Annotated in this window: 7 protein-coding genes; 1 reads left to right on the top strand and 6 read right to left on the bottom strand. The window is 54.0% G+C overall.

Going from position 1 to position 5,904, the window contains the following annotated elements:
• Positions 1–59: 59 nt before the first annotated feature.
• Positions 60–950 (top strand): helix-turn-helix domain-containing protein, encoded by an 891-nt coding sequence (locus tag ACMLHG_RS05150; RefSeq protein ID WP_295810748.1) that lies wholly within the window; start codon positions 60–62, stop codon positions 948–950.
• Between the two features lie 45 nt (positions 951–995).
• On the opposite strand, the gene thiE is transcribed toward ACMLHG_RS05150, so the two are convergent.
• From thiE to ACMLHG_RS05120, 6 genes are all read right to left on the bottom strand, one after another.
• Positions 996–1,658 carry a thiamine phosphate synthase gene (gene thiE / locus ACMLHG_RS05145; protein ID WP_417169779.1) on the bottom strand — a complete coding sequence of 221 codons (663 nt, stop codon included), beginning with the start codon at positions 1,656–1,658 and terminating at the stop codon, positions 996–998.
• Between the two features lie 7 nt (positions 1,659–1,665).
• Complete coding sequence (locus ACMLHG_RS05140; protein WP_417169778.1) at positions 1,666–2,043, bottom strand: hypothetical protein; 378 nt, start codon at positions 2,041–2,043, stop codon at positions 1,666–1,668.
• A 138-nt stretch (positions 2,044–2,181) separates the two neighbouring features.
• Positions 2,182–3,267, bottom strand: coding sequence for an alginate lyase family protein (locus ACMLHG_RS05135; RefSeq protein ID WP_417169777.1), 1,086 nt, complete (start codon positions 3,265–3,267; stop codon positions 2,182–2,184).
• Between the two features lie 11 nt (positions 3,268–3,278).
• Positions 3,279–4,295, bottom strand: coding sequence for a glycoside hydrolase family 5 protein (locus ACMLHG_RS05130; protein ID WP_417169776.1), 1,017 nt, complete (start codon positions 4,293–4,295; stop codon positions 3,279–3,281).
• A gap of 596 nt (positions 4,296–4,891) precedes the next feature.
• Entirely contained in the window at positions 4,892–5,587 is a 696-nt protein-coding gene (locus ACMLHG_RS05125; RefSeq protein WP_417169775.1) for a prepilin-type N-terminal cleavage/methylation domain-containing protein, read from the bottom strand.
• Between the two features lie 20 nt (positions 5,588–5,607).
• Positions 5,608–5,739: a hypothetical protein gene (locus ACMLHG_RS05120; RefSeq protein WP_417169774.1), complete on the bottom strand. Its 132-nt coding sequence runs from the start codon at positions 5,737–5,739 to the stop codon at positions 5,608–5,610.
• Positions 5,740–5,904: the final 165 nt, after the last annotated feature.

Below are 5,904 nucleotides of genomic sequence, written 5' to 3'. Positions count from 1 at the left end.
CCTCATGATTTTCGACAGTAAATTACTCCAGCAAGCAGATAGAGAAGGAGAAAATTACAGTGAAAAAGAGATTTCAGGAGGGCTACTCCTTCTCCTCGGCCGAAACAATTCCGCTCATGTCCCGGGAACTGGAGGAGTCCTGGGATTTCGGCCGACGAAGGGATCTCCCGCTCTGGCCGGAATTCGTCACCTACTCCCATTGTCCGCCCCGGTGGTATTACACTCATCACAATCCACAGCTCCACTGTTTTGAAATTCCGGTCAGCGGAGAGCTCCGCCTGACCCACCAGGACCGGACCTTCACCATCCGCCCCGGGGAGATCTATCTCTTGCCGCTCGGAGAGTACAATCGCCTCGCAATCGACGAAAACGGCTACTGCAACAAGTGGAGCATCGGCTTCTGCGGCAATCTGCTGACGCCGCTGCTGACCTCCCTCTTCCGGGAGCATCATCACTTTTTTGTCCGGAATCCGGAGCGGTTTGTTTCGCTGGTGCAGGAGATATGCCATGAACTGCACGAAAAACGCAGCGCGGCCGTACCGCGGCTCGCCGCAATGTCACTGCAGTTCCTGATGGAGCTGGCCTCCTGCGTTCCGGCGGGAATCTCGCCGCTGCTGGCGGAAGCGGTCCGCATCCTTGAGTTCAACTTTGCCACCCCCATCCGCATTCGTCAGGTGGCGGAGGAGCTGAACGTTTCGGAATCCCGTCTGAGCTCGCAGTTCCGGGAGCACTTCGGCCTCTCTCCGAAACATTATCTGACCCGGCTGCGGCAGCGGCAGGCCGAACGGCTTCTTCTGAACAGTTCGTTGTCGATCAAAGAGATATCGCAGAGAACCGGCTACAGCGCCCCTCAATACTTCATCCGGGAATTCCGCAAGGAACGCGGCTGTCCGCCGGGGGTCTGGCGCCGTCGTCAGAATAAGCAGACTGCCGCCGTTGAAAGAGAGTAGTCCTCCGGCCCATTCCGCCTGAACGGGCCGGTGTCTCATCCGCGGTCAGCTTCGGAAGAGGGCGCGCAGTTCGCGCACTTTGGCCGCGACGTCCGGCGCCTGCGTCACCTCGGTCACCATAGCGATGTGGCGGGCTCCTGCGGCGAGAAGTTCGGGAATCTGCGCAGCCTTGATGCCGCCCATCACCGAAAACGGCAGCTGCACCTGCGGGGCGATGCGGCGGATTGCATCCACACCGAGCGCGCCGCAGGAGACGCTCTTGGTCCGGGTGGGGTAGATCGGCCCGATGTTGATGTAATCGGCTCCGGCGCGCCGCGCGGCGAGCGCCTCCTCCAGATTGTGGGTGGAGTTCCCGAGCCAGAGTTCGGGCGCAATCGCGCGCGCGGCCTCGATCGGCAGATCCTCCTGCCCGAGATGGACTCCATCGGCTCCGGCGGCGAGCGCCACATCAACATGGTCGTCGATCATCAGCAGAATTCCGTACCGGTTGGCCACCGGGCGGCAGGCCACCGCGAGATCGTACAGGAACTTCTTGCCCTTCTCCTTCTCGCGGAGCTGGATCAGCGTCACTCCGGCGGAGGCGGCCGCTTCGAAGATCTCCATCACCGGCCGTCCGAGGGTGAATTCCGACGAAATGACCACATAAAGATCGGCCGCCTCGAATGCGGCGGCCCGTTCCGACTTGTTTTTGAAGCAGGAGTCCGGCATGGAAGATTCACCTTTTTTTTACAAATTCGCCGCACTCCCCCATCGGATCGGCGGCCCGGCCGTCTCTGCCGCAGAGCGGCCGGAACGGGTGTTCGATGAAGTGCACGCAGTTCCGGCAGAAGCGGCCGTAGTTTTCATCCGGGGAAAGGTCCGCCTTCGGCGCGGCTTCGGCGCCGTCGCCGAGCAGCGAGGCGAAGCGGTCCGCGGCGCGTTTCGCCGACGAATCGGCTTTCTCCTGCGCCTTTTCCGGAGAACCGAGTTCGCCGCCGCAGAGAACACAGACAAAACGGGTTCCGGAGACGCGCCACCCGTCGGTGACGGTCTTCGTCTTCACCACGGTCCGTTCCCCGCAATGAGGGCAGACCACCGATTCTCCGGCTCGCATTCGATTTTCCTCCGGCAGTTATCCATTCAATCCGGCATTAATATACTCCGCCGGAGGGGAATTGCAACAGCCGGAAACGGAATTCCCGGACTCTCCGCCACTAATTAAAAACGTTGGGAATGACCTCTCTGAATGAATTCAGCTTTCCGGAGGAATGCAGGCCAGTTCTTCTCCGGGAGTGAACTCTTCCAGCGGTTCGAGAAAATCATTCACCAGAGCAAAGAGTCTGCGTGAATTCGGCAGGGGGCCGATTTGAGGATGTTCCCATCTTTGCTTTCCGCACAGAAACGGAATCAGCAATTGAAATCCCATTTTCAATGTGGTTCCATCACAGCCTGGATGATTCCAGAGTTCGATGCCCAGCCGCTTCGCATACGCGGCAAGCCGACTCCACCCCTCCAGATTGAAAACACTGTAGGTGAGAGACAAGGTACGGCCAAGTTCGAACGGCTGGAATCCCGGATGCATCAACTGCACGGATAAACGCGGGATAGACTTTTCCAGAAGCTGGCGCCGGGCGATTTCCGAATGATTCAGAAAAACCGCAGTTACAACGAACTGAACATCATACCATGTCCCATGATTGTTCCGGAGAGCCTCTTCCTTTCGCGGAAACGGATCTCCGATCAGCCAGAAGAAGTAATCCGTAAACCAGCGGTGCAGCTGCGCCAGATTTTCCGGAGTCCACTCTTTTGTGAACGGCAGAGATGCCACAGCTTCCAGCAGTTCACAGAAAAAATGTCCATCGATGAGTCCGGCTGGATGCCCGGAACAACTACCGGGGGTGAATTGCGCAAATTTGAGATGAGGAGTCATTGCCGTTTCCGGGTCTAGAAACCAGCATTTTAAAAATCTGCCGGCTTTTTCCGCACACTCCATGCGATCGGAAAGGCGACTGACCGCAGTCAGAATTCCGACGTTGCGGCACATCCGTATCAACGGAAACAGGTCATATTTTTCATACTCCGGATTGACAATTCCGTCCCGGTAAATCCAGGGAAGACCATCAGGCGTATCCGGATTCGGCCAGTTGTATTTTGAGAGGCTGATGTAGTCATGAATGTTTCCCGTGTGCGTGGGCACCGTCCGCCGGGTGACACTTAATTCCGGTTCAGCCTGAATCGCATCCGCCCGACGACTCAGGCCAAGACGTACATCCTCCGGCAGGGTAAGTTTCTGCTTTCGCCAATACTCGTCGTCACAGAGAAATATGCTTCCATTCATATCACTTCCACTCAATTGCCTGAACCGAATTTATTTTTCTGAAAATAGCGCAGGAGGACTTTTTTCCGATCCGTATCCTGTTTCGTTGGCGCGATGTCATTGATGTCATCGCTGTGCTCGACACTCCAGTAATTCCATTCCCGGAAAGCGTGATACGTCCAGTTCCAGCCATACTCTTCAAACAGAGAGATGGCATCCTCCAGATATTGCGCCCCTCCTTCGGCAAAGCGTATGACGGAGAATTCCCCGACATAGATTTTCGCTCCATATTTCAGTTGAAAATCCCGCACCGGTTTCATTGAAACGCGCATCTGTTCCCGGTCAAACCAGTAACCGTCATACTTCCCCGGATAGCCTTTGATCTTCCCCTGCTTTGCCTGCGCGAACTGGTCGGCGATTCCCTGATGGGTATATTCTCCGGGCGAATAGAAATGGAACGTGTAGAGAACATTCTTCAACGGGAGCGGCCGCAGCTTGGGAAAAGTTCTCGATTTCGCCCATTCATCGCAGGTTACGATCAGCAGTTTTTCCGGATCGATCTTCCGGATGGCTTTCGCCGCCTGCTCCTGAAGCCAGAGATAGTCGTATTTGGGCATGCTCATGCTCTGATCCGGCTCATTGACCAGATCGTATGCGACAATGATATCCTGATCCTTGTAGCGTTCCGCAATCTCTTTCCAACAGGAGAGATACAGATCTTTATACGTATCTTCAAAAAACATCCGGAATGCGCTTTGCGGGGTCGCCTGCGCCCGTTTTCCATCGGAGGCGGTTCCCAGCAGCTGCATCTTGCCGTACCGCCCGCCCGGCGGAGTGTGCATATCAAGAATCACGTAAATGTTTTGCTTTTTGAACTCGGGAAGCAGATTGTCCAGATTCTTCAGGCAGCGTTCCAGCCAGTTCCGGTATTTTGCCGGATCGCCGGCCAGACTCCGTGGAACATTCAGTTGGTATCGCATGACATTGGCCTTCCATCGGCCAAGTTCCGTGATATCTTCCTTTTTCAGTTTCAACGGCTGCGGGCTCATCACACCGCGCAAAGTCGAAAGTCTTTTTGCGGATTCAGTGTATTCGCATCGGAAATTTTCCGGAAGTTCCGGAGAGTAGTGTTTAATTTCCTGAATGGAGAAGTTGCGAAATGCCGCCGTGCCGGACGTTTTTTGGAGGCCGACAACAAGTTCTGCTTTTTTGGCAATGTTTTCCGGTACGGAAAGCATGATCTGAGTGGTTGTCCAGTCATAGGTTCCGTAACGTAAACCGGACATCCGCGTTTCAAAATACTGTTTCTTTCCGTTCTGCCGGAGAACCAGCATGAATTTGACACCATGGTACATCGTGTTTCCGGGCATCTTTACATTGTCTGCCCGGACATCCACTTTCAAAAGGATGTCCTTCCCGATGAAAGGAGTCATGTCAATATTCTGAATCTGAAACGACTGCGAGACGGTTTCAGGAGCGGAAACCGTGAGGATTTTCTTCCCGTTTTCCATTTCCCATCTTGCGTTTTTATCAAGCCGCCATCCATCCTGGGGAGCCGCCGAGACGACACTGCACAGCAGCCCCAGAACAGCTGCACAAAATACAATTCTCCGTTGATTCATGGAACTTTTTCCTCCTGTTAAAGTTAATAAAACAATTCGCCGGAATTGTCATTGATTTTATTCATGAATTTGTATCGGTTTATCAGCGTTGAACTCCCATACGATCCGACGTGACCGTCCAGCATGAACACATTTGCTTTCCGGCTGTGTCTCATGTGAATCTTGTAATTGGAGGTCGACTTGTTGGGGAAAAAGAAAAACATCCAGCTCTGCCTCCAGGCGTTTCCATCGGCATCGAAGTCTGCGGAATCGGCCAGATAAATAACATCGGACGGCTTTTTAACAGCTGGAGTCCATGTGTAAAATTTAGAGATCCGTTTCATATTCAGGAACGGGAAATAGGTCTGGTCCCAAAAAGTGGAATCCGCTTTGTAATAGGCAACCATGCCATAAGTTCTGGACGGGCTGGAGCCGGTGGGAGACGGCACCATGGACGGACACTCCCGAATGCCTCTCGGATCAAGAAATTTCAGGTTGAGCAATGTTGTGCTCCATGGTGTCGGAGCCAGGTCCAACCCTTCCCAGCCGGTCGGACAGAGATAACCATCAAAGCTGTCACTGTAAGTGATGGCGGCTATCCCGCATTGCCGGATTCTTGAGACACAATTTATCGCCTTGCCCCTTTCTCTCGCCTTATTCAGAGCAGGCAGAAGCAGGCTTGCCAGGATTGCGATGATCGCGATTACAATGAGGAGTTCGATAAGAGTAAATTTTTTCATGGAAAGTCCCTTCCGTTGTTTTATTCTCCATCGAAACGGTTCGTATTGATGACCATTGAAGTGTACGGGCCGTCGATCTTCCACTCCCGCGCCGTTTCCCTCCACATTTCGTCAGGGGAGCGGCTCCACTCCCTGCCGTTGACGAACAGCATCCAATTTCCAGCGAAATTTCTCATATTCCTCATTAGAATCCTCCAAGAACGTTTTCGGATTTCCTGATTCCGAAACCGTTTCTTCCTCGCGGAACATCCGTGCATCACGGCAATAATTATACCGTAAAACTCCCGGACTGACAAGGGCCGCAGACCGGAAAATAC

Origin of the sequence: Victivallis sp. (assembly GCF_048170485.1) — a bacterium.
In the GTDB taxonomy this organism is placed as follows: Bacteria; Verrucomicrobiota; Lentisphaeria; order Victivallales; family Victivallaceae; genus Victivallis.
The sequence above is the reverse complement of the archived record's forward strand: the minus strand, read 5'-3'. Positions and strand labels throughout refer to the sequence as shown.

Excerpts from the sequence above, each read along its gene's own strand:
- thiE (WP_417169779.1), bottom strand. The coding sequence starts at position 1,658 with ATGCCGGACTCCTGCTTCAAAAACAAGTCGGAACGGGCCGCCGCATTC.
- ACMLHG_RS05140 (WP_417169778.1), bottom strand. The coding sequence starts at position 2,043 with ATGCGAGCCGGAGAATCGGTGGTCTGCCCTCATTGCGGGGAACGGACC.
- ACMLHG_RS05135 (WP_417169777.1), bottom strand. The coding sequence starts at position 3,267 with ATGAATGGAAGCATATTTCTCTGTGACGACGAGTATTGGCGAAAGCAG.
- ACMLHG_RS05130 (WP_417169776.1), bottom strand. The coding sequence starts at position 4,295 with ATGAGCCCGCAGCCGTTGAAACTGAAAAAGGAAGATATCACGGAACTT.
- ACMLHG_RS05125 (WP_417169775.1), bottom strand. The coding sequence starts at position 5,587 with ATGAAAAAATTTACTCTTATCGAACTCCTCATTGTAATCGCGATCATC.
- ACMLHG_RS05120 (WP_417169774.1), bottom strand. The coding sequence starts at position 5,739 with ATGCTGTTCGTCAACGGCAGGGAGTGGAGCCGCTCCCCTGACGAAATG.